Below are 21,422 nucleotides of genomic sequence, written 5' to 3' on the forward strand. Positions count from 1 at the left end.
AGCCAGTCGCATGCGCGTCTTTCGGTTTCGCGACAATCGGTCGATCGCTTGTATCTGCTGCAGGCGCTGGTCAACATACTTGCAAGGGGGCTCAATTGACGGTGTTGTTCGATGGCATGGTGATGGCCGATTACCATCAGTTCTATCTCGCAGACACGTCCCGCGCCGAAGATCTGCCATCAAGCTGGACGGACGAGGACTTGAGCGTCCGACTGCTTGCGGGCGACGGTGCAATTGTCGTCATGACCGCCCGAAACATGGATGTTGCGCTTGTGGTGGAGCTGCGCGAACACAAGCCGGAGGTCGACATCGAAAATGCAGATCATGTCGTGATCGCACGGCTTCACACCGCAGGCGAAATCGTCATAGCCGGGCTCACGGACTACCTTCCGGAGGCTGCGCGTGTTCGCGTTCCCAAGGGAGCTCTGGGTGCCATGATCGTATCGACTGGACTTCGCACCCTCAGCGAATACGGGCTCGATGGTGAGGATCGTTACACCGTCTATCTCTGGCCCGGCTCGGCAGACGGGATTACCGTCCTTCGCCAATGGCAAGGCGATTAAATTCTGGCTGCGCAGGTTCCCGAACTCACTTCCCTCAGTCGGCGCTCCGGCATCTGGATGGGCAGTACAATCGTGACCCAAACCTCCTGCCGGTACCCGGTTTCGGTCACGCCGCCCGCACCGGCTTGGCGCTGGAGAGGCCCTTCAGCCACTCCAGATAATAGCTGTAAACGAAGTGCAGGCCGATGCCGACGATGACGAAGAGCGTGCCGGCGAGCGGGCTCCGGCCGGTCACGAACAAAAGCACCTGGCCGACCATGGCGAGGATCGTGCCGAAGATGAAGATCGGCAGCGAATGACGCCCGAGCATCGCCAGCGGATGGTCCGCATCGAGCCGCGCCAGGCGATTGACGGCCGGAAGCACGGCGAAGAGATAGGCGAGCGCCAGAACATGCGTCAGGCGCGTTAGCGACAGGAAGGTCTTGTCGAAACCCGTCAGCACCGCCGGAAGGCCAAAGGACAGGTCGATGCTCCACCAGGAAAACAGCACCCATAGCGCCGAGAGGCCCAGATAGGTTGCTGCGATCGCGATCAGCAGCGGTCTGCGCGGCAGCACTGCGCCCTCTCGGATCGCCGTCATCGCGACGATGCCGATGACGAAGAGGAACTGCCAGGACCACGGATTGAGAAACCAGTAGCCCTCGTCGAGGAAGTTGGAGGGCACCAGCTTGAACACGCCGGCGACAAGCCAGAGCAGTGCGGAAACCACGAGCAGCAACCGGCTGCTGATGCCGTTCAGCCAGAGAATGCCGGGCAACATCAGGAACAGCACCGCATACATCGACAGGATGTTGTTGTAGCCGAGCTGGTGCCCGAGCAGCACCATCGCGACGATGCCCTGTTCGGTTTGCTCGACGAAGGGCCGGATGTTGATCTCGCCGATCAGGTCCTGCCTGCCGAAATAGAGCGCGCCGCCGGCAAAGATCGCCAGGGTGACGATACTGGTCATGATGTGGGCGACATAGAGCGCCAGCGCCCGCCGCCAGATCTTCAACGCCAGCGCCAGACGCGCGCCGGAGACGAACTTGCCGCCATAGGCAAGCCCGACGGAGAGGCCGGAGATCAGGACGAAGGCCTCGGCGGAATCCGAAAAGCCGTAGTTCTTGTGGGTCAGATATTCGAGATATTGCCCGGGAACGTGATTGACGAAGATCGTCAGCAGGCAAAGCGCCCGCAATACGTCGAGGCGCGTGTCGCGCTCCTTGGGAACGATGCGGGCGGATATCGTCGGGTTCGAGCCGCCCCCAAAAGTCTTTTGCAGCATGCGTTCTGGTATCCGGGATCTGGCGCCCCTGCCCCACCCCTGTTGAAACGGGCGCCGGAATGTCCAAAGCCGCCACGGCCAATGAACGTCCCGATGCCGTCGATTGATACGCGACCTCGTGAAGAGGTCGCCCGCCGGCAAATCTGCAAGAAAAAACCGGCCTTGCCCGTTCGGGTGCAAAGCCGGTTTCAGCGTTCATTCAGTACCGGCAGTTACAGCAAAATGCCTTCATGCGCGTTTTTTGTGACACTATTATTGATGCTGACGATCGGCTGGCGGCTTTTCGCGTCGCGCTTGACCGAAATCCTGTGTTTCTTTCCGTTCAGGGTCACCTCGGCCGAGTAGCCATCCCAAGCCTCCGGCAGCACCGGACGGATCACCAGCTTTTCGCCCTGCCGGCGAATGCCGAGAATGCCCTCGACGCCGGCGCGGTAGAGCCAGCCCGCAGACCCTGTGTACCAGGTCCAGCCGCCGCGCCCGGCGAGCGCACCTTCGCCGTAGATATCTGCGGCAACCACATAGGGCTCGACACGGTAGTGATCGGCGCCTTCTCGGTTTAGGGCATGCGAGACCGGGTTCAGCATCTGGAAGACGCGCCAGGCTTCCTCGGCCCGGCCCTGTTCGGCAAAGGCCAACGCCACCCAAGTTGCTGCATGGGTATACTGGCCGCCGTTTTCGCGCACGCCGGGCGGATAGGCCTTGATATAGCCCGGGTCCTGCCTGGTTCTTTCGAGCGGCGGGGTGAACAGCCGGACGATGCGACGGTCGGGATCGACGAGTTCTGCCATCACGGCATCCATCGCATGTTGCGATCGCTGTTCGTCGCCCTCGCCCGAAAGCACGCTCCAGGACTGACCGATCGAATCGATCCGGCATTCGTCGCTTTCGCTAGAGCCGAGCGGCGCGCCATCATCGTAGTAGCCGCGACGATAGTAATCGCCATCCCAACCGGCTTCATCGAGCACCTTTTTCAAGGCAGCAAGATGTGTCTCCCATTGTCCGACGCGCGCCTTGTCCTTGCGCTCGCGGGCAAACGGCAGGAAGCCGCGCAACGTGCCCGCCAGGAACCAGCCGAGCCAGACGCTGGTGCCGCGGCCGGCGATGCCGACCCGGTTCATGCCGTCGTTCCAGTCACCGCCGAGAATGAGCGGCAGCCCGTTTTCGCCGCTACGCTTGATCGCGAGATCGAGTGCGCGAGCGCAATGCTCGTAGACGTCGGCGATCTCGTCGGAGATCTCCGGCTTGTAGAAGCTGTCGTGCTGGCCTTCCTCGAGTGCCGGACCGGTGATGAAGGCGATCTTCTCACCCAGAATGTCGTCAGATCCTGTGACGTCGCAATAATGCGTGACCGCATGGGCAAGCCAGACGACATCGTCCGAGATCATCGTACGGACACCAGCACCGGTGCCCGGGAGCCACCAATGCTGCACGTCGCCTTCGACGAACTGTCGCGCAGCGGCGTTGAGGATCTGCGCCCGCGCCAGTTCCGGCCGATGGATGAGGAACGCCAACGTATCCTGCAGCTGATCGCGGAAACCGAAGGCGCCGCTCGCTTGGTAGAAGGCCGAGCGCGCCATGATCCGGCAACCGAGGCTCTGATAGGGCAGCCAGTTGTTGATCATGGTGTTGAAGGCCGCATCCGGCGTGTCCACCTTCACGATATCGGTGAACTCGCTCCAGAAAGTCTTGGCTGCGTCGATGACCGTGTCGAACGCGGTCTGGCGCAGCTCGCCGAGCACCGAGCGCATCTGCTCGTCATTGTCGGCATCGCCGAGAATGAAGGTGAGCTGCTTTTCAGCGCCGGGCTCAATGACGAGATCGGTCGCGAGCGCCGCGCAGGCGTCGCCATCGACATCGATCGAGCCGGAGAGCTCGGCCCCAGCCAGAACCGCCTGCGGCACCAGAATGCCGCCGATCCGTCCAAGGAACTCGCGACGGCTTGCCGTATGGCTCACCCCTTCACCGCCCTCGACGGCAAAGAAGGCCGACCGACCGGCATAGTCGATGCTGTAGGGGTTGGTGGCAACCAGCGCATCCGAGGCTTCGTCCCATTTCGACAGGACGAACGGGGCCATGCGGGCGCGGTTGTTGCCGAGCACCCATTCGGCGAGGCCGTAGACCTTGAGCTGGCGGGCAGCCGTGGAGCGGTTGCGGATCGAGATACGCACGAGTTTAGCCGGCAGGGTCCGATGGACAGTATGCGTCGCCTCGATATCGAGATCGTCCTGGGTGCTGCGGAAAGTCGAATAGCCGAGCCCATGGCGCGTCTCGAAGACGACCGACCGGCTGCGCGACAACGCAGCGTAGGGGGTCAGCACCGTGCCGCTCGCCATGTCACGGATGAAGAACGCCTCGCCCGGACGGTTGACGACCACGTCGTTGGCCCAGGGCGTCAGCTGGTAGTCGCGCGAATTGCGGCTCCAGGTGAAGGCCGCACCTTCGGCAGAAACATGGAAGCCGAACTGCTCGTTGGAGATGACGTTGATCCACGGCTGGGGTGTCGCCTCGCCGCCACGCAGGCGCACGACATATTCGCGCCCGCCTTCGGCAAAGCCACCGTAGCCGTTCCAGAAGTCGAGGCCGTCGCCGACGATCTCGGCGTCGACCGCATCCGCCGGCTGCAGCGGGGCTGCCAACAACGGGACATTGCTGTCGCTGCCCTTCACCGGCGGCGTCGAGTAGAGCGAGTTGGCACGGGCGATCTGGTCGGAGATCGTGCCGTTGCGGGCGTGGAAGACGGCGCGCGAGGCCGACAGCAGCGTCGACCAGGTCTCTGCTTCCATCAGGTCGCGGCGCACCGAGAAGATGTGCTGGCGCGGCCCGTCGGAAAGTCCGCGGAGCCTCAGGTTCTCGCACATGGAATCGAGCGCGTGCTGCATGTCCTGCGCATAGGACGAGGCCCGCTCGTTGATGATCACCAGGTCGGCGGTGATGCCGCGGGCGCGCAGATACTCCTGCGCCCTCAGCGCCTCACGGGCAATGCCAAGGTCGCCGTCGTCATTGATGCGCAGGCAGAAGATCGGGAAGTCTCCCGAGATCGCCAGCGGCCAAAGCGTCGACTGCGACGCCAGCCCCGCCTGAACCGTCGCGGTATCGGCGCGCAGGTGCATGTCGGGGTAGACAAGGTAGCGGCCGAGCATCTGGAAGCTTGCCGCCTCCTGCGAGGTGACGCCGACATGGCGCATCTGCACCTGGCTGCGCGTCCAGGCATGGATCAGCTCGTGATTGAAGGTTTCCGTGTGCCTGTAACGGTCGATCGCACGGTCGACGGCTTCGCGGTTCGGCGCGGCGATCGTCCAGAAGACGACGCTGACCTTCTTGCCGGCTGGAACGCGCACGACGCGACGCAGCGACATGATCGGGTCGAGCGTATAGCCATCGGTTCCGGAAAGCACCGCGTCCGTGTCGAAGGCGGCGGCCTCGGCAAGCGTGCGCCCTTGGCCGATGAAGCGGCGACGATCGGTCTCGGCTTCGGTCGGGCGGTCGCTGCCGGCATTGTCGGTGACGAGATGCGCCACCTCCATATCCGGATCACTCGGGCTGCGCTTGTTGCGGCTGACATGGATGACGTCGCCGCGGCGGCTGATTTCCGTGCGCAGGAACATCTTGGAGAAGACGGGATGGGCGCTGTCGGCTTCGTCGGTCGAAAGCACCGGCTCGGCGTAGGACGTCACCTCGATGAAGCGGTCCTGCGTTCCCGTGTTGAGCAGGATGACGCGGCGCCCCTCGGCATCATGCTCGGTGGCGACGATGCACTCGACTTCGCTGGTGAGGTCACCGACGGTCTTGACGAATTCGGCCTTGTCGTCGCCGAACCGCGTCTGCACCTTTTCGCCGACGGCACGCCGCGGCTCCGATGTCGCCGACCACCAGTCGCCCGTCGTCGTATCGCGCAGGAAGATGAACGTGCCCGTGCGGTCTTCGACCGGGTCCGGCTTCCAGCGGGTGACCGACTGGCCGTTCCAGCGCGCATACCCGGCACCGGTTGCCGTCAGCATCACTGCATAGTGGCCGTTCGATAGGAACACGGTTTCGCGGTCCTGGGCGAGCGGGTTCTCGATGACCCGCACTTCCGGCCGCAGCAGGTCGTCCTGTCCCTTGCCGAGCGATTCCGGCTCGCGCTTGGCGTTCATGATCGGAATGTCGCGCGGCGCCTTTTCCTGCAGCAGCAGTTCGGCAGCTTCGATCACTGGATCAGCGTGGAACCATTCCCTGAGCTTGCCGGTGAAGACGACATTGGCGACGGCTGCAATCGACATGCCATGGTGGTGGGCATAGTAGTTGCGAACGACGGCGCATTTCTGCCCCTCGGGCACGCGCGTCGGCGTGAAGTCGACGGCATCGTGGAAGCCATAGACACCGAGCGCACCGACTTCGCGCAGCCGACCGAGATTGGCGAGCGCCGCCTTCGGATCGTACATGCAGGCAAGGATCGAGGCATAGGGCGCAATGACGGCGTTCTGGCCGAGGCCACGCTTGAGGCCGAGCGTCGGCACGCCGAAGTTGGTGTACTGGTAGGTCAGCTCATGGTCGCGGGCATTGAAAGCCGCTTCCGAAATGCCCCACGGCGTCCCGAGGCGGCGACCGTGATTGATCTGCTCCTTGACCACCAGATTGTTGGTCTGGTTCAGGATGCCGCCCTGGCGCTCCTGCATGACCAGGGGCGGCATCAGATATTCGAACATCGAGCCGGACCAGGAAATCAGAGCGCCCCGCGCGCCGATCGGCACGATCGGGCGGCCGAGCTTGTACCAATGCTCGGTCGGCAGATCGCCCTTGGCGATGGCGAACAGGCTCGTCAGGCGCGCTTCGGACGCCAGAAGGTCGTAGCAGGCCTCGTCGAGCTCGTTTGCGTTGACACGGAAGCCGATCGACAGCAGGCGGCGTTCCGGCCGGAACAGGAAGCCGAAATCCATCGAGAAGGCGATGTCGCGGGCGCGGTCCTTCAGAACCACCAATCGCTGGCGCAGCGCTTCGATGGCGCTGAGATCGAACACGCCATCGGCGATATGCGCTTCGCAGGTGGTGACGAGCGCATTTGCCCATTTCGTCACTTCGCTGCTCTGGCCCGTGCGCACCTCGTGGTCGAGGTTGACGGTCAGCTTGTGCATGTCGCGCGCCAGGACGGCGAGGTTGATCACACGGATCGATGCGAATTCATGCTCGCGCTTGACCGCTGCCAGCGCGTTCTGGAAGCCGACGATGCGTTCCTCGATCAAACGGCGCAGCGGGCGAACGGTCTTGCGGTCGTCCGGCAGGTCTTTCAGCACTTCGGCAAGGATGGCGACAACGTCGCCGATACCGTCGAGACTACCCTGGACATGCGCAGACGGCGCTTCCGCCCATTCCCGACACATCGACGACACCGCGATCAGGTGGCCGGCAAGGTTGCCGCTGTCGACCGACGAGATGTAGCGCGGCTCCATCGTTTCGAGCGTGTTGGTGCGGTACCAGTTGAACAGGTGCCCACGGTATTTCGGCATCCGGTCGATGGTGGCGATCGTCTGCTCCAGGCGGGTGATCGTCTCTTCGAAGCCGATCCAGCCGAAGTCGCGCGCCGACATCACCGAGAGCAGGTAGACGCCGATGTTGGTCGGCGACGTCCGCTCGGCCAGCACGGGCTGCGGCGTCTCCTGGAAATTGTCCGGCGGCAGGAAGTTTTGCTCGGCGGTGACGAAGGTCTCGAAATACCGCCAGGTGCGCCGTGCGATCAGGCGCATTTCCTCGATCGCTTCGTCGGAAACGACGAGCTGGTCCTCGGTCTCAGCCGACTGGCTGACGAACCAGGCGACGGCGGGCGACAGCGCCCAGAGGAGCGCAAAGGGGATGCCGATAAAGGGCAGGCCGGTATCGGAAATGGCAGCCAGCGCCAGCGATATCGCCGACAGCGCCGGCGCAATCCACATCGCCTTGTAATAGTCGCCGATGCTTCCGTGTCCCGCACTCTGCACCTGGGCGGCGGTGCGCCATTCCAGCATCAGCTTGCGGCTGACGAAAGTGCGATAGAGCGAGCGAACGATGGCGTCGCCCATCATCGCCGCGCCATGGGCGATGAAGACGATGCGAAGGGCGACCTGGGCGTTGGCGGCTCGAACTTCGGTCAGCACCGCATGAAGGTGGGCGCGGGCGACGATATCATTGCGCCGTGGCAGGAGACCATTGATCAGCGACAGCGTCGGGGCGACGAACAAGCTGAAGATCAGCACGATCTGCCAGATCAGCGCCTCGGTCGGCTGCATGTAGTACCAGCCCATGACGGAGGCGACGAGCCATGCGCAGGGGATCAGCGAGCGGCGCAGGTTGTCGTACATCTTCCAGCGGCCGAGCATCGACAGGCCGTTCGACGGATTGAAGATGTAGGGCAAAAGCTGCCAGTCGCCGCGAGCCCAGCGATGCTGACGCGACATCTCGACCTCGTAGCGGGTCGGGAAATCCTCGACCAGCTCGACGTCGGTCACAAGCGCGCAGCGCACATAAGAGCCTTCGAGCAGGTCGTGGCTGAGAACGGCGTTTTCCTCGATCCGGCCCTTGAGTGCCGCCTCGAAGGCATCGACGTGATAGAGGCCCTTGCCGGTAAAGCTGCCTTCGCCGGCGATGTCCTGGTAGACGTCGGACACGGTGAAGACGTAAGGGTCGATGCCGCGGTTGGCGGAGAAGATGCGCTGGAAGGCAGATGCCTCGCTGCCCGTCGTCAGCGACGGCGTCACGCGCGGCTGCAGCAGGCTATAGCCGGCGATCACCTTCTGCGTCTCGGGGTCGACGACCGGGCGGTTGATCGGGTGGTACATCTTGCCGACGAGCTTCGTCACCGCATCGCGCATCAGGCGTGTGTCGGCATCGAGCGTCATGACGTACTGGACATTCTCCGGCACGGTGTTGGCGCCCTGGAGGAACGAGGTGTCGCGATCGCCGCGCAAGAGCAGGTTCAGCTCATGCAGCTTGCCGCGCTTGCGCTCCCAGCCCATCCACACGCCTTCCGCCTCGTTGAACAGGCGGCGACGGTGAAGCAGGAAGAATCGGGTCTTGCCGTCATAGGCATAACGCGCCGAAAGCTCGGCAACCTCGCGCCGGGCGTAGTCGAGCACGTCGGTATCAGCCGGCGTTTCCTCGAGCTTGCTGTCGACCCAGTCGCTCAGCAGCGCGAAATAGATCTCGCCGCGCGGGTTGGCGAGGTAGTGGACCTCGAGGTTGCGCACGAGCTCGTCGACATGATCGCGCTTTGAGATCAGGCAGGGCACGACGACAAGCGTGCGGGCATATTCCGGAACGCCCTCGAGGAATTCGTAGCCGACCAGGCGCGACGGTTTGACGAAGAGCGTGACCAGCGTATTGAACAGTCCCATTGCGCCTTCCGATGCCGGCAGCGCAAACAGCAAGAGCATGATCAGCTTTGCGCCGTTCGGAATATCCATCGGGCTGACGAAGGAATAGACGGCGAACATCGCGAGGATCGTCAGCAGGATGTTCGGCCCGGCGATCGCGAACCAGTCGAGCTTGCGGCTGAGGCGGATGATGCTCTGCAGCAGGGACGGGCGGTAGCCGATCTTCTGCTCGAGCGCCTTGCGCTGCTTGCCGACGAGGAAGGAACCGACGTTCGGCTCCTGAAGCTGCGGCTCGACGGCCGCCGCCGCTTCCGCTTCCTTTACCATCTCGATGGCGATCTGGGTGACTTCGTATTCGCTGTGGCCGGAGCGGCGCGCCAGCTTTTCGATCGTATCGCGGTACTTGTTACGCGAGCCGAATTCGAGCGCGGCATAGTCGGAGCCGTCGCGCAGCGCCGCATCGATCTTGCTGACGCTTTCGAACCAGACGGCCCAGTCGGTGTCGTCGATCTCGCGCAGGCTGCGGATGATGTTGCTCATCGTCGCATTGCCGGACGACAGGCGGTTCTGCTCGGCGACCAGCGCGTCCTCGACATCGCTGCCGCGCTTCTCGAGCTGTTCCTCGATCCAGGCGATCACCGAGCCGGAGGTCTGCGAACCATCGCGCATGCGGTAGAGCAGCTGGGCAACAAAGGTATTGTCGGTCGCAAGCGCCTCGGATTCGGCAAGTAGCGCCCTGCACTTTTCCGGGTCGTTGTGACGGATGATCTGGTCGGCGATGTCGTTGGCCTTGCGCCGCATGCCGCGCGAACGCTCGACGCGGATGGCGATGCGCCTGAGGTTTTCGATCAGGACGAAGCGCAGGATCGAGGGCAAAGCCCACAATTCGCCGATCTTGAAAGTGTCGTGCTTCTGGAAGCCCTCGACCATCGCGGTGATGCTTTCCCGCGAGACCGTGCTGTGCGTATGGGCGACATAGAGCCAGGCAAGCGCCATGGTGCGCGGAATGACGGTTCCGGAAACCGACAGCGTCGGCAGCTGGCGATAGAACTTGCGCGGGAAGTCACGACGGACTTCCTGGATGGCTTCCTCGACCACGTGATGGTTGTCGAGCAGCCATTCGGCGGCCGGCGTGATCGACGCCCCCGCCTCGACGTCGGCCGCTGTCGCCCGATACACCCTCAGGATTTCGTTTTCATTCTCGCGGTGGCGCGGACGAAATTCGAACGGGAAGAAGCCCGGCAGAGACGGTGCGCCCTTGAGCGCAAGTGTCTCGCCGCATTGCCGCAAATCCTCCATCGAGAAAAAGGTCGAGCGGATCGAATCGTTGTAATCGATCTGTTTCGCTTCCGGTTCGCGAGAAGAGGAGGACGGCGTGTTATGAAGGGGCATGGGTGCTGGTTCTGAATCCAACCGGGGTTGATCGGCCCGGCTCTCGTTGTTGTGCCGGGTTGGCTGCGGTCCTGAGGTTCCAGGCTTGGCCGGCGCGTTGCTAGACACGGTCATGTGTCCTCCCATCCGCCGTCATTTTCCGGAGAACCGGAAACTGGCGGAAACTGGCACCGCCCCTGAACTGGGCATCGGAAAAAGCAAAGCCGGCGGCGCATTCGTTTTCAAGGCCGCGTGATGCATGAAAGTGGCATTTTTTAGCCGTGCTGCCAACAGCTTGCAAGGATCGGCGACGCAAGTTTGAATGAATTGCGCACGTTCTCATCGGGCGAAAACGCAAGTGTCCGCGCCCGCCGATGGTGCCCTCAAATATCCGTGTCAATTTCGCCCCTTCCCCGCGCATCTCTGGGTAGCAGTCCGTCGCCAAACGCCGAGGCTTCCGGAAGGTTCCGATCAATGCCCCAATCAGGTCGACGCGACAGGAACCGACGCGACCTGTTCGGTGATCCATTCACGGAAGGCGAGGCTGATCGGGTTTTCGAGTTTGCCTTCCGGAACGGCGAGATAATAGTTGTTCTCCGTCTGCATCGGCCGGTCGAGAACGATGCGCAATGTTCCCGCTGCCAGCTCCTGCTCGATCAGATAGCGGGGCAGCAAGGCGAAACCGAGACCGGCGGTCGCCGCCTCGATCACCATCGAGAACTGGTCGAAGCGATTGCCTCGATAAGCACCGCGGCCGTCCATGCCGTTGGCCTCGAACCATTGCGCCCAGAGCTTGGGCCGCGTCGCCAGGTGCAGGAGCGGACCGCCGACGATATCCTCCAATGTCGAAACCGGATTGGCGGCAAGCAGCTTCGGGCTCGCAGCCGGCACGATGATCTCGCTGCAGAGATAGCTGCAGGTCGCGTGCGCCCAAACCGGCTGGCCGTAGTGGATGGCGATGTCGAAGTTCTGCTCGTCGAAATCGAACGGTGCCGAGCGCGAGGCGATATTGACCACCGTGTCGGGATGCTGGCGAAGGAAATCGGGCAGCCGCGGCACCAGCCAGCGACTGCCGAAGGTCGGCAGCGACGCGATCGACAGTGTCGAATCGGCGCGCGCCGAGGCCATCGCCCGCACCATCAGCTCTTCGGTCTGGTTGAGCAGGCGGCGAACCTCGGGCAGGAACTTCTGCCCGGCCTCGGAGAGAATGACCCGCTGGCGCACCCGCTCGAACAGGAGCACGCCGAGCTGGTTTTCCAGATCCTTGATCTGCCGGCTGACGGCGCTCTGGGTGAGATTGAGCTCGGCGGCCGCCTGCGTGAAGCTGCCGTGCCGGGCCGCGCATTCGAAAGCCTGCAGCGTCGTAACGTCAGGAACCAGTCTGCGGCTTAACTTCATTCCAGCCTCGCATCAACATAGTCACAAGCAACGCGATCAATGCCCAGTTCCTTCAGATATGATCCGAAATGAGAATGACCTTGTCCTTCACCCATAGCGCGAGGCGAGCCCCAGTGAAAGAGAATAGTTTCGTATCCGCCGATGACATCCGTTCGGCCTTTTCCGCAGCCATGTCGGTCATGTACCGCGAGGAAGTGCCGGCCTACGGCACGCTGATGGAGCTGGTTGCCAAGGTCAACGACGATACGCTCAGTGCCGATCCGGCCCTCAAGCAACGCCTCGATGCGACGGATTCGCTCGATCGCATCTCCGAGGAGCGCCACGGCGCGATCCGCCTCGGCACACCTGCCGAACTGTCGATGATGCGCCGCGTCTACGCCGTCATGGGCATGTACCCGGTCGGTTACTACGATCTTTCGACCGCCGGCGTGCCGGTGCATTCGACGGCCTTCCGCCCGGTCGGCGACGCCGCCTTGAAGCGCAATCCCTTCCGCGTCTTCACCTCGCTTCTGCGCCTGGACCTGATCGCCGACGAGAGCCTGCGCGCTGAATCGGCGGCCATTCTTGCCGAGCGCCGGATCTTTACCCCCGTTGCAGTCGAGCTCACCGAAAAGGCCGAGCGGGACGGCGGCCTCGACAAGGCCGACGCCGAACGCTTCGTTTCCGAGGTGCTGGAAACCTTCCGCTGGCACGACAAGGCCAATGTCAGCGCCGACATGTACAAGCGCCTGCATGACGCCCACCGGCTGATTGCCGACGTCGTGTCGTTCAAGGGCCCACACATCAACCACCTGACGCCGCGCACGCTGGATATCGACCAGGTCCAGGCGCTGATGCCGGAGTATGGTATCGCCCCGAAGGCCGTCGTCGAAGGACCGCCGACGCGCAAATGCCCGATCCTGCTTCGCCAGACCTCGTTCAAGGCGCTGGAAGAAGCCGTGTCCTACCGCGATGCCGACGGCGAGTGGAAGGCCGGCTCGCACACCGCCCGCTTCGGCGAGATCGAGCAGCGCGGCATTGCGCTCACCCCCAAGGGCCGCGCGCTTTATGACGAGCTGCTGGAAGCCTCGCGCAAGATCGTCCGCCCGGCAGCCGACGGCTCCAACGCCCGGCAATACGAGGCGGCACTGGCCAAGGCCTTTGAAAGCTTCCCGGATACCTGGGCAGGCATCCGCGAAGCCGGTCTCGGCTATTTCAGCTACTCGTTGACCGAGAGGGGCCGGATCACACGCATATCCGAACGCCGCGACCTCGACAGGCTAATCGCCGACGGCCTCGTACAGTTCGACGCCATCGTCTACGAGGACTTCCTGCCGGTCAGTGCCGCGGGCATCTTCCAGTCCAATCTCGGCGACGGCGCGCAGCAGGACTTTGTCGCAAGCCCGAACCAGAAGCGTTTCGAGATCGACCTCGGCGCTACCGTGCTCAATGAGTTCGATCATTATGCCGGCATCGAAGCGGCATCGATCGAAAGCTGCCTGCGGGCCTTGACCGCAGCCATCGCTGCGGAATGATGTCGTCCCGATGATCGAACAGGCACACATCGACGCGCTGACCGGCATCCTTGGCGACAAGGGTGTGGTCACGCGCGCTGAAGACAGGCAAGCCTACGAGACCGGCGCCCGCTACGATCACGGCCTGGCCTCGGTCGTTCTGCGCCCGGCAACGACAGAGGAAACCTCGGCCACCGTTGCCTATTGCGTGCGCCACGGCATCGCCCTGATCCCGCAATCGGGCAACACCGGACTGGTCTCCGGCTCGACCCCGGACGCATCCGGCAGCGAAGCGATCCTAAGCCTCGACCGCCTGACGAAAACCTTCGCGCTCGACCTCGACAACCGTTCGGTGCGCATCGATGCCGGGCTCCGACTGTCCGATCTCAATCGCCGGCTCGAAGAACATGGCCTGTTCTTCCCCATCGATCTCGGTGCCGATCCGCGCGTCGGCGGCATGATCGCAACCAACACCGGCGGCTCGCGCTTCCTGAAATATGGCGACGTGCGCCGCAATGTGCTGGGCATGACCGTCGTTCTCGCCGATGAAGACGGCACCGTGCTCGATCTTCAGTGCGACCTGCGCAAGAACAACACCGGCGTCGACTGGAAACAGCTGTTCGTCGGCACGTCGGGCGCCTTCGGCATCATCACCGAATGCGTGCTCAATCTGGAGCGCCTGCCGCAACAGACGGCAACGGCGCTGCTGGTGCCGGCAAGCGGCGCCCATGTGATGCCGCTGCTGCGCGCCATGGAAGAGCGGCTCGGCGCCTATCTCTCGGCCTTCGAGGGCATGTCGAGCAACGCCGTCAAGGCGGCATTCGCGCATGTGCCGTCGCTGAAGAACCCGTTCCAGGGCGGGCATGTGCCTGATTACGTCATCCTCGCCGAGATCAGCCGCAGCTGGGCACCACGCGAAGGCGAGCAGTCGCTCGACGCCGTGCTCGAAACCGTGCTGGCAGAAATCTGGGAGATGGAGACGGCACCGCTTGCCGACGCCTTCGTCGGTCCGCCGCATGAAATCTGGGCGCTGCGCCACGCGCTTTCGGAGGGTGTGAAGCACCTTGGCAAGCTGATCGCCTTCGACGTCTCCTTCCGCCGGGGTGACATCATGGCCTTCTGCGACCATATGAAAGCGGAAATGCCGAACAAGTTTCCAGGCGTCTCCGTCTGCGACTTCGGCCATATCGGCGATGGTGGTGTACACTTCAATCTCGTGGTGGCGAAGGACAGCCCGCTTCTCGGCGATCCGACTTTCGAGCCGCGTTTGCGAGAATGGGTTTTCGCCGTGGCCGTCGAGGAGTATCACGGCAGTTTCAGCGCGGAACATGCGATCGGCCGCCGCAACCAGGCCTATTACGACCTTTATACAAACGACAAACTCAAGGACATGGCCGCAGGCCTGAAGACGCTCACCTCGCCGGGGAAACTCGGCAGCGTGCGCTTCGGATAGGCCCGAGCGGAATGAGGAAAAGTGTTTGCGCTTTTCCGCCCACATTCCGCTCTAACCAATGATCTAAGACAGGAAAACGGGAGTCAGACCATGAACATTGCAACGAAGAAGATCGACGTCACCAAGGAAGCAGCAGCGTTGCTCGAAAAGATGGGCGTCGCCAAGGAACTCTACACCGGCGGCGACATGCCGTCCTTCAGCCCGGTTACCGGCGAGCAGATCGCCAGCCTGAAGACGGTTTCGGCCGCGGAAGCAGCCGCCAAGATCGACAAGGCCCATGAAGCCTTCAAGGCCTGGCGCCTGGTGCCGGCGCCGAAGCGCGGTGAACTGATCCGCCTGCTCGGCGAAGAGCTCCGCGCCTTCAAGGCCGACCTCGGCCGCCTGGTTTCGATCGAAGCCGGCAAGATCACCTCCGAAGGCCTCGGCGAAGTCCAGGAAATGATCGACATCTGTGATTTCGCAGTCGGTCTGTCCCGCCAGCTTTACGGCCTGACGATCGCCACCGAGCGTCCCGGCCACCGCATGATGGAAACCTGGCATCCGCTCGGCGTCGTCGGCGTCATCTCCGCCTTCAACTTCCCGGTCGCCGTCTGGTCGTGGAACACGGCGCTGGCGCTCGTCTGCGGCAACTCCGTCGTCTGGAAGCCGTCGGAAAAGACCCCGCTCACCGCGCTTGCATCGCAGGCTATCTTCGAACGTGCGCTTGCCCGCTTCGGCGATGCGCCGGAAGGCCTGTCGCAGGTTCTGATCGGCGACCGCACCGTCGGTGAAGTCCTGGTCGACAACCCGAAGGTGCCGCTGGTTTCGGCAACCGGTTCGACCCGCATGGGTCGCGACGTCGGCCCGCGCCTTGCCAAGCGCTTTGCCCGCGCCATCCTCGAACTCGGCGGCAACAATGCCGGCATCGTCTGCCCGTCGGCCGATCTCGACATGGCGCTGCGCGCCATCGCCTTCGGCGCCATGGGCACCGCCGGCCAGCGTTGCACCACCATGCGCCGACTGTTCGTGCACGAAAGCGTCTACGATCAGCTCGTTCCGCGCCTGAAGAAGGCTTACGGTTCCGTCTCGGTCGGCAACCCGCTCGAAACCACTGCCCTCGTCGGCCCGCTGGTCGACAAGGCTGCGTTTGACGGCATGCAGAAGGCGATCGGCGAAGCCAAGGCCCATGGCGGCACCGTCACCGGCGGCGAACGCGTCGAACTCGGCTATGCCAACGGCTACTACGCCAAGCCTGCCATGGTCGAAATGCCCAAGCAGGCCGGTCCGGTTCTCGAAGAAACCTTCGCGCCGATCCTCTACGTCATGAAGTACAGCGACTTCGACGCCGTCGTTGCCGACCACAATGCGGTCGCTGCCGGCCTGTCCTCGTCGATCTTCACCCGTGACATGCAGGAAGCCGAACTCTTCCTGGCGGTCGACGGCTCGGATTGCGGCATTGCCAACGTCAACATCGGCACCTCAGGTGCTGAAATCGGCGGCGCCTTCGGTGGCGAAAAGGAAACCGGCGGGGGCCGCGAATCGGGCTCCGATTCCTGGAAGGCCTACATGCGTCGCGCCACCAACACGGTGAACTACTCGAAGGCTCTGCCGCTGGCGCAGGGCGTTTCGTTCGACATCGAGTAGGATCGACCATGACCATCAACGCAACGGTCAAGGAGGCGGGCTTCAAGCCCGCCTCGCGGATCTCCTCGATTGGGGTATCCGAAATCCTGAAAATCGGCGCACGCGCCCAAGCCATGAAGCGCGAGGGCAAGCCGGTCATCATTCTCGGCGCCGGCGAGCCGGACTTCGACACGCCCGACTATGTCAAGGATGCCGCCTGCGCGGCGATCAAGCGCGGTGATACCAAATACACCGCCCTCGACGGCACGCCGGAACTGAAGAAGGCGATCCGCGAAAAGTTCCAGCGCGAAAACGGCCTTGCCTACGAGCAGGACGAGATCACGGTCGCCACCGGCGCCAAGCAGATCCTGTTCAACGCCATGATGGCGACGATCGATGCCGGCGACGAAGTCGTCATCCCGACGCCCTACTGGACCTCCTATTCGGATATCGTCCAGATCTGCGAAGGCAAGCCGGTGCTGATCCCCTGCGACGCGGCCTCGGGCTTCCGCCTGACCGCCGACAAGCTCGAAGCGGCGATCACGCCCAGGACGCGCTGGGTGCTCCTGAACTCGCCGTCCAACCCTTCGGGTGCCGCCTACAGCGCCGACGACTACCGGCCGCTGCTCGACGTGCTCCTCAGGCATCCGCATGTGTGGCTGCTGGTCGACGACATGTACGAGCATATCGTCTATGACGGCTTCCGCTTCGTTACGCCCGCCCAGCTGGAGCCGCGCCTGAAAGACCGCACCCTGACGGTCAACGGCGTCTCCAAGGCCTATGCCATGACCGGCTGGCGCATCGGTTATGCCGGTGGTCCGCGCGAGCTGATCAAGGCAATGGCCGTCGTCCAGAGCCAGGCGACCTCCTGCCCTTCGTCAGTCAGCCAGGCCGCTTCGGTGGCAGCCCTGACGGGCCCGCAGGAGTTCCTCAAGGAACGCACCGCCAGCTTCCAGCGCCGCCGCGACCTGGTCGTCAACGGCCTCAATGCCATCGACGGTCTCGACTGCCGCGTTCCGGAAGGGGCCTTCTACACCTTCTCGGGTTGCGCCGGCATGCTCGGCAAGGTCACGCCTTCGGGCAAGACGATCGAGACGGATACGGACTTCTGCGCCTACCTGCTCGACGATGCCCATGTGGCCGTCGTCCCGGGCTCGGCCTTCGGCCTGTCACCGTTCTTCCGCATCTCCTATGCGACGTCGGAAGCGGAACTGAAGGAAGCTCTGAAGCGCATCGCCGACGCCTGCGCAAAGCTTTCCTGATCGGTCAACATCGGGCCTCTAAGCTCAGAAGGGCCCCTCACCCTAGCCCTCTCCCCGCCTGCGGGGAGAGGGAACGCCGTCGAGGACGCGGCATCGCCTCCTTTTCCACCTGCCCCCTTTCCACCTGAAATGACACGGTTTCCAATCGCGTTAGCTTTACACACGCATTTCCCGCATAGTCACAGGTCTTGAGACGGAATCGTGCGCGGGCGGCGTATCCCTTCTCCCCGTCAGAACGGGGAGAAGGTCGCGGCAGCGGGATGAGGGGCGGTCCCGAACTCCGCTCCCTCAAAACGTCGGCGGCGTACAGGCGCTGATCACCTCGCAGGGCACCGGCCCGACGCAGCGAAACCGGTGCGGCCGCCGGCTTTCAAAGTAATAGGCATCGCCCGGTCCGAGGATCCGCCGCTCGTCGTCGACGGTGACCTCGATCCGCCCCGAAAGCACGATGCCGCCCTCCTCGCCGTCATGCACCAGCGGCACTTTTCCGGTATCGGCGCCCGGCTGGTAACATTCCTTCAAGATCTGCAGGCTGCGGCCGAAGAGGTTTTCGCCGATCTGGCGATAGGAGATCGGACCCTTGCCGATCTCGACCAGTTCCTCTGCCGCATAGAACGCCTTGCGCGGTCGCTCCGGCTCGAAGGAGAAGAATTCCGCCAGCCCGATCGGAATGCCGTCGAGGATGCGCTTCAGTGCGCCGACGGAAGGATTGGACGCGTTCGACTCGATCAGCGAGATTGTCGAGTTGGTGACACCCGCCCGTTTCGCCAGTTCGCGCTGCGACAGATTGTGCATCAGCCGGAGGTGACGAAGCCGGTTTCCGATGTCGACGCTCATGGCTACCCATCCAGGTGTTCAGGTTGTTCGGAATACCGCAATTTCCAAACCTTCATCCTATAAGATTCAATAGCTTGAACGACAGCAGAAAAGGACTTGTTTGGCAAATCAAATCATGGCGTCAATCGCCGACCTCAGGAGGATGCCATGAACCAGCACACCAAGCCCAACGCCCCGGTACTCGACAGCTACTGGATGCCCTTTACCGCCAACCGGCAGTTCAAGGCGGCCCCGCGCCTGCTCGCCTCCGCCGAAGGCATGCACTACACCAGCACCGACGGCCGCACGATCCTCGACGGCACTGCCGGCCTCTGGTGTGTCAACGCCGGTCACGGTCGCCGCCAGATCGCCTCTGCGGTCGAACGCCAGCTGACGACAATGGATTTCGCGCCCTCCTTCCAGATGGGCCACCCGATCGCCTTCGACTTTGCCGAACGCCTCGCCGAGATCGCACCAGGCCCGCAAGGCCAGAAGCTCGATCGCGTGTTCTTCACCGGCTCGGGCTCTGAATCGGTCGACACTGCGCTGAAGATGGCGATCGCCTATCAGCGCGCGATCGGCCAGGGCACCCGCACGCGCCTGATCGGCCGCGAGCGTGGCTATCACGGCGTCGGCTTCGGCGGCATTTCCGTCGGTGGCATCCTCAACAACCGCCGCGTCTTCCCGCAGCTTCCCGGTTCCGACCACTTGCGCCACACCCACGATCCCGCCAAGAATGCCTTCGTCAAGGGCCAGCCCGAGCACGGCGCCGAGCTTGCCGACGATCTCGAACGGCTGGTGGCACTGCATGGCGCCGAGACCATCGCCGCATGCATCGTCGAGCCGGTCGCTGGTTCGACCGGCGTGCTGATCCCGCCGAAGGGCTATCTCGAGCGGCTGCGCGCCATCTGCGACAAGCACGGCATCCTCCTGATCTTCGACGAAGTCATCACTGGTTTCGGTCGCCTCGGCGCTGCCTTCGCCACCGATTTCTTCGGTGTGACGCCGGATATGGTGACGGCGGCCAAGGGGCTCACCAACGGTGCCATCCCGATGGGCGCTGTCTTTGCAAGCCGCAAGGTGCATGACGCGCTGATGCATGGCCCGGAAAACGCGATTGAACTCTTCCACGGCTACACTTACTCCGGCCATCCGGCCGCCTGCGCCGCCGGCATTGCCACACTCGACATCTACCGCGACGAGGGCCTGATGACCCGTGCCGCCGATCTGCAGGATGCCTGGCACGACGCCATGCATTCGCTGAAGGGCCTGCCCTATGTCATTGACATCCGCACCATCGGCCTGATCGCCGGCATCGAGCTGCAGTCGCGCGACGGCGCCATCGGCGCTCGCGCCTACGATGTCTTCGTCGATTGCTTCGAAAAGGGCCTGCTGATCCGCGTCACCGGCGACATCATCGCCTTCTCGCCGCCGCTGATCGCCGACGAAAATCACTTCGGAGAAATCGTCTCGATCCTCGGCGATGCGCTGAAGCGCGCCAAGTAACGTGAAACGACACCGCCGCCGAAAATCTCGGCGGCGGTGTCGCTGTTTCAGATTCAACGCAGAATCCGGCTAACCGTCTTGGTGGGGGCGCTTGCGCCCTAACGGATCAGCATCGCCCTGAAGTCATTGACATTGGTTCCGGTCGGACCGGGTACGAACAGATCGCCGCTCGCCGAAAATGCCGACCAGGCGTCGTGGCGGGCCAGATGCGCGCGCGGATCGGCGCCCGCAGCCCGCATGCGGGCAACGCTTTTGCCATCGGCAAAGGCACCGGCATTGTCCTCGGAGCCGTCGATGCCATCGGTGTCCGCTGCAAGAGCGTCGACCCCGTCGAGCCCCTCGATGTCGAGCGCCAGCGACAGCAGCAATTCGCTGTTGCGGCCGCCCTTGCCGTAGTCCTTGCCTGTTATCGTCACCGTGGTCTCGCCGCCGGACAGGAGCACGACCGGCTTTTCGAACGGCCGATTGCGCAGCGCGACTTCACGCGCCAGAGCGGCATGCATGCGGCCGATATCCCGCGCCTCGCCTTCGATGGCATCCGACAGAATGCGGGCCTCGACGCCCAACTCTCTAGCTCTGCCCGCGGCCGCCTGCAGCGAGACGCTCGCCGAAGCGATCACATGGCATTCGTGCCTGCGGAAAATCGCATCCGATGGATCGGGCGCATGCGCTCGTTCGGATCGCAGATGCGCCATCACGCCTTCGGGAAGGACCATGCCATAGCGATCGACGATCTCAAGCGCTTCCTTCGCGGTCGAGCCGTCCGCCACCGTCGGGCCGGAGGCGACGAAAGCGGGATTGTCGCCGGGCACGTCGGAGACGACGAGGGTGACGAGACGGGCCGGACCGGCGGCTGCAGCCAGACGCCCACCCTTGATGCGCGACACATGCTTGCGCACAACGTTCATCGCAGAGATCGGCGCGCCGGAGGCAAGCAGCGCCCGGTTGACGGCGATCTCTTCGGCAAGCGTCAGGCCCTCCGGCGGCGCCGGCAGCAGCGACGACCCACCGCCTGAGATCAGCGCAACGACCAGATCGTCTGCGGTCAAGCCTTCCACCAGCTTCAGCAGTTCTTCAGACGCCCGCAGGCCCGCCTCATCCGGCACCGGATGGGCCGACTGCAGCACGCGAATGCGCTCGCAGGGCTCGATCGGCCCGTGGCGGGCAACGACAGTGCCTGTCAGCGGGTGATCCCACAGTTTCTCGAAGGCCGCCGCCATCTGGCTTGCGGCCTTGCCAGCCCCGACGACGACCGTTCTCCCCTTGGGTTTTTCCGGCAGATGCGCACGGATCGCCTCATAAGGGTCGGCAGCGCGCACGGCCGCCTCGAAAAGAGTGGTGAGAAAGGCACGCGCATCGAAATCTGCCATAT

The 21,422-nt window shown here is 63.5% G+C and carries 11 protein-coding genes; 6 read left to right on the forward strand and 5 right to left on the reverse strand.

Annotated features, from left to right (window positions below; all coding sequences use genetic code 11):
* The first annotated feature begins 95 nt into the window (after nt 1–95).
* Complete coding sequence (locus AC1Q80_RS19190) at nt 96–563, forward strand: hypothetical protein (RefSeq protein WP_492361461.1); 468 nt, start codon at nt 96–98, stop codon at nt 561–563.
* Nucleotides 564–669: 106 nt separating this feature from the next.
* On the opposite strand, the gene AC1Q80_RS19195 is transcribed toward AC1Q80_RS19190, so the two are convergent.
* The 3 genes from AC1Q80_RS19195 to AC1Q80_RS19205 form a co-directional block, all read right to left on the reverse strand.
* Nucleotides 670–1,827 (reverse strand): OpgC family protein, encoded by a 1,158-nt coding sequence (locus AC1Q80_RS19195; protein ID WP_492361462.1) that lies wholly within the window; start codon nt 1,825–1,827, stop codon nt 670–672.
* Between the two features lie 212 nt (nt 1,828–2,039).
* Nucleotides 2,040–10,655 (reverse strand): cyclic beta-(1,2)-glucan synthase, encoded by an 8,616-nt coding sequence (ndvB, locus tag AC1Q80_RS19200; RefSeq protein WP_492361463.1) that lies wholly within the window; start codon nt 10,653–10,655, stop codon nt 2,040–2,042.
* A gap of 348 nt (nt 10,656–11,003) precedes the next feature.
* Nucleotides 11,004–11,918, reverse strand: a complete 915-nt coding sequence (locus AC1Q80_RS19205; protein WP_209790383.1) for a LysR family transcriptional regulator — start codon at nt 11,916–11,918, stop codon at nt 11,004–11,006.
* A 113-nt stretch (nt 11,919–12,031) separates the two neighbouring features.
* On the opposite strand from AC1Q80_RS19205, the gene hglS reads away from it, so the two are divergent.
* The 4 genes from hglS to AC1Q80_RS19225 all read left to right on the forward strand — a co-directional run bounded on the left by hglS (nt 12,032) and on the right by AC1Q80_RS19225 (nt 17,728).
* Nucleotides 12,032–13,432 carry a 2-oxoadipate dioxygenase/decarboxylase HglS gene (gene hglS, locus AC1Q80_RS19210; protein WP_492361464.1) on the forward strand — a complete coding sequence of 467 codons (1,401 nt, stop codon included), beginning with the start codon at nt 12,032–12,034 and terminating at the stop codon, nt 13,430–13,432.
* A gap of 10 nt (nt 13,433–13,442) precedes the next feature.
* Nucleotides 13,443–14,864 (forward strand): FAD-binding oxidoreductase, encoded by a 1,422-nt coding sequence (locus tag AC1Q80_RS19215; protein ID WP_492361465.1) that lies wholly within the window; start codon nt 13,443–13,445, stop codon nt 14,862–14,864.
* A 90-nt stretch (nt 14,865–14,954) separates the two neighbouring features.
* Nucleotides 14,955–16,487, forward strand: coding sequence for an L-piperidine-6-carboxylate dehydrogenase (gene amaB, locus AC1Q80_RS19220; protein WP_492361466.1), 1,533 nt, complete (start codon nt 14,955–14,957; stop codon nt 16,485–16,487).
* An 8-nt stretch (nt 16,488–16,495) separates the two neighbouring features.
* The gene (locus tag AC1Q80_RS19225; RefSeq protein WP_492361467.1) at nt 16,496–17,728 is read left to right on the forward strand and encodes a pyridoxal phosphate-dependent aminotransferase; all 1,233 of its coding nucleotides are present in this window, start codon (nt 16,496–16,498) and stop codon (nt 17,726–17,728) included.
* Between the two features lie 288 nt (nt 17,729–18,016).
* On the opposite strand, the gene AC1Q80_RS19230 is transcribed toward AC1Q80_RS19225, so the two are convergent.
* Entirely contained in the window at nt 18,017–18,565 is a 549-nt protein-coding gene (locus tag AC1Q80_RS19230) for a cupin domain-containing protein (protein ID WP_065794728.1), read from the reverse strand.
* 147 nt (nt 18,566–18,712) lie between these two features.
* Between AC1Q80_RS19230 and aptA the strand changes: the two genes are divergently transcribed.
* Nucleotides 18,713–20,050 (forward strand): omega-aminotransferase AptA, encoded by a 1,338-nt coding sequence (aptA, locus tag AC1Q80_RS19235; RefSeq protein ID WP_173418408.1) that lies wholly within the window; start codon nt 18,713–18,715, stop codon nt 20,048–20,050.
* A gap of 98 nt (nt 20,051–20,148) precedes the next feature.
* Here the strand turns inward: aptA and AC1Q80_RS19240 are convergent, their stop codons facing one another.
* Entirely contained in the window at nt 20,149–21,420 is a 1,272-nt protein-coding gene (locus AC1Q80_RS19240; protein WP_492361468.1) for a glycerate kinase type-2 family protein, read from the reverse strand.
* Nucleotides 21,421–21,422 lie beyond the last annotated feature (2 nt).

It is taken from the genome of Ensifer sp. GW823-FHT05D09 (genome assembly GCF_058795755.1).

Bases quoted from the DNA above. Each gene is read 5' to 3' on its own strand.
- AC1Q80_RS19240 (WP_492361468.1), bottom strand. From the start codon at position 21,420: ATGGCAGATTTCGATGCGCGTGCCTTTCTCACCACTCTTTTCGAGGCG.
- ndvB (WP_492361463.1), bottom strand. From the start codon at position 10,655: ATGACCGTGTCTAGCAACGCGCCGGCCAAGCCTGGAACCTCAGGACCG.
- AC1Q80_RS19230 (WP_065794728.1), bottom strand. From the start codon at position 18,565: ATGAGCGTCGACATCGGAAACCGGCTTCGTCACCTCCGGCTGATGCAC.
- AC1Q80_RS19205 (WP_209790383.1), bottom strand. From the start codon at position 11,918: ATGAAGTTAAGCCGCAGACTGGTTCCTGACGTTACGACGCTGCAGGCT.
- AC1Q80_RS19225 (WP_492361467.1), top strand. From the start codon at position 16,496: ATGACCATCAACGCAACGGTCAAGGAGGCGGGCTTCAAGCCCGCCTCG.
- AC1Q80_RS19195 (WP_492361462.1), bottom strand. From the start codon at position 1,827: ATGCTGCAAAAGACTTTTGGGGGCGGCTCGAACCCGACGATATCCGCC.
- AC1Q80_RS19215 (WP_492361465.1), top strand. From the start codon at position 13,443: ATGATCGAACAGGCACACATCGACGCGCTGACCGGCATCCTTGGCGAC.
- amaB (WP_492361466.1), top strand. From the start codon at position 14,955: ATGAACATTGCAACGAAGAAGATCGACGTCACCAAGGAAGCAGCAGCG.
- aptA (WP_173418408.1), top strand. From the start codon at position 18,713: ATGAACCAGCACACCAAGCCCAACGCCCCGGTACTCGACAGCTACTGG.